Below are 2639 nucleotides of genomic sequence, written 5' to 3' on the forward strand. Positions count from 1 at the left end.
CCCAAATGCGTTTAACCGCTATGGGATAGAGAGGTGCGTAGTTCACCCAAGGAGAATTAATCTCTCGAAGTAAAAGTGAAGGGAATTTCTGAAATGGAATTCAGTCTGTCTATATTTGACTATACTTTTACTAACTATTAGAAGACAAAACAGGATAGACTTTTCTCTAGTCCGATCGATTTTGGGGACCATGAAGGATTTATTAGCGATTTTTAGCAAGGAATTAAGCTCTTGGTTTCGGCGCTGTTGGTTAGCGGTACTATTAACCGGCAGGGTTTTTTACTTCCTATTCACGCGCCAACCCGATTGGCGCGTCACCCAAGAACAAATGGTAGCAGCCGGGCCCGCCTCGCTGATTATCGCCATGATCACGGCCGCGGTGATCGGGATGATCTTTACGATCCAGGTGGCGCGGGAGTTCCAAGCTTTGGGTGCCAGCAGTATGGTGGGGGGAATTTTGGCCCTTGCTCTCGGTCGGGAACTCTGTCCGATTATGATGGCGATCGTGGTAGCCGGTCGGGTAGGATCGGCTTTTGCCGCGGAAATCGGTACCATGAAGGTGACAGAGCAGATCGACGCACTCTATATGCTCAAAACCGATCCCGTGGAATATCTGGTGCTGCCCCGTTTAATTGCCTGTTGTCTTATGGTTCCCGCTTTGAGTATTATGGCGTTGCTGATCGGTTTAGGTAGCGGTTTGCTGGTCGGCCAAAGTTTATACGGGATTGCTAATTCAGTTTTTCTCGACTCGGTTCACGGTTTCCTGGGTGTGGGAGATGTGCTGAGTGGACCAGTTAAAGGGGTGGTTTTTGGGGCTTTAATCGCGATTATCGGCTGTAATTGGGGTTTAACGACCGATGGCGGTGCTAAAGGAGTCGGCCAAGCTACTACCGCGGCCGTAGTCACTATGCTCTTAGCGATTTTTGTATCTAATCTGCTGATGACCTGGATCTTGTTCCAAGGATCTGGCAATAGTTCGGTTTTATTTGGACAGTAATTTCAGTTAAAAACGCTCATTCTACACCCTACACCCTACACCCCACACCCTACCCCTAGGAAAAACTTTTTCAGCAGACCCTAAATTAGTCTAGGTCGATAAGGGGACGCCGGAACTGCGGCACTCAGAACAGTCCGGGTTATCTGAGTTTTTAGCTAACTTAACAATACCCAGTTCACCAAAACTACCCCTGCACCACCTGTTTAAGGGTGGTAAAGGTTTCTAGGTTGATTAACCCCCGGCGCTGGCCTTTTTGGTTGGAAATGCCCAAAAATACCGATTCTCCCTGTTTGGGATTGCGATCAAATCGGGGTGAAGAATTGATATAAACTAAAGCACTATCGGACTCCATGGCGAATTGACGACTTTCTCGATAGGATTCGGTGACAATACAATCGGCATGACCGCTACTATACTTATTAATCCAAGCGATCGCATCAGTTAGGGTATCCACTAACCTAAAGGCCAGGGTTTTTTCTAAATAGGGTCTTTGCCAATCATTATCGGTAGCAATGGTTAAATGTTCCGGAAAATCCGCCGCTAATCGGGTATCTCCCCGCAATTTAAAGCCTTTTTCCTGCAAACTTTTAAACAAACGACTTAAAGTCGAAGAATTCTGATGGGGACTAATTAAAACTTTTTCGATCGCATTAACCGGATCGGGTATGCTGCCATGACTATCGATAATTACCTGACGAGCTAACTCCAAATCGCCACTAGGAGACCAATACAAATAACAGTTTCCCATGGCCGCACGCAAAACGGGAACCGTGGCCAATTGACTCACCCGACCGATTAAACTAGGGCGACCGTAGGGAATAATTAAATTAACATAATTTTCCTGGGTCAGCAACTCCTCTAGGGAGGGACTAGAATCACAGGGTAAACCACTCACACAATCCACCGGTAAACCCACATCTTCCAATGCTTCTTGGATAATTTCCGTAATCACTCCATCGGAATGACTAGAGGCATTGGAACCGCGAATAATCAAACTATTGCCACTTTTTAGGGAAAATCCCGCCGCTACCATCGCTAATTCGGGAAAACCTTCATAGACTAAGGCAATCACTCCTAAGGGCATCCTTTGGCAATAGGTTTGGGACGGATTAAGTTGATAGGCCGCGTTAATTACCTGTTGCAGCGGATCCGATGCTTCCGCTAGTTGTTGCAATACCTCCACCGTCGTCTCTAAACGTTCGGGAGTTAACCGTAACCAGCGAATCATTTGTTCTGAGACGGCCATCTCTCGACTGACCTCTAAATCGAGGGTATTGGCTTCTAAAATGCGATCAAAGCCAGTTTTAATGCCATTAGCGATCGCGATTACCCCGCGATTTCTTTCGTTGCCATTGAATTGACCTAGAGCCAGAAAAGCATTGTATGCTTGCTTAAAGATCGTCGGGGGGGTTTTGGGGGAACTTTCGATCATCGAAAATTTTGGGTCTGAAACCCCGTCGTTCTACGACGGCTTTACCGTTAAATACTAGCGCATTTACACGATATATGCTAAAATGCTCCCCATGGAAAAAGCCTATTGGTTTCGATTTTACCCCACACCCGAACAAGAGTCGCTATTGCGGCGCACCTTGGGCTGTGTAAGATTAGTTTACAATAAAGCTCTCCATCTCAGAACACAAGC

The 2639-nt window shown here is 46.6% G+C and carries 3 protein-coding genes; 2 read left to right on the forward strand and 1 reads right to left on the reverse strand.

Annotated features, from left to right (window positions below):
- Positions 1–190 precede the first annotated feature (190 nt).
- Positions 191–997, forward strand: a complete 807-nt coding sequence (locus tag IM479_RS11355; RefSeq protein WP_287686101.1) for an MlaE family lipid ABC transporter permease subunit — start codon at positions 191–193, stop codon at positions 995–997.
- Between the two features lie 184 nt (positions 998–1181).
- Here the strand turns inward: IM479_RS11355 and IM479_RS11360 are convergent, their stop codons facing one another.
- The gene (locus IM479_RS11360; protein ID WP_287686102.1) at positions 1182–2429 is read right to left on the reverse strand and encodes a glutamate-5-semialdehyde dehydrogenase; all 1248 of its coding nucleotides are present in this window, start codon (positions 2427–2429) and stop codon (positions 1182–1184) included.
- Between the two features lie 91 nt (positions 2430–2520).
- Between IM479_RS11360 and IM479_RS11365 the strand changes: the two genes are divergently transcribed.
- Positions 2521–2639, forward strand: a 119-nt coding sequence (locus IM479_RS11365) for a helix-turn-helix domain-containing protein (protein ID WP_287699412.1), incomplete at its 3' end; no start/stop codon positions are given.

The organism is Microcystis sp. M165S2, from assembly GCF_020245885.1.
GTDB lineage: Bacteria > Cyanobacteriota > Cyanobacteriia > Cyanobacteriales > Microcystaceae > Microcystis.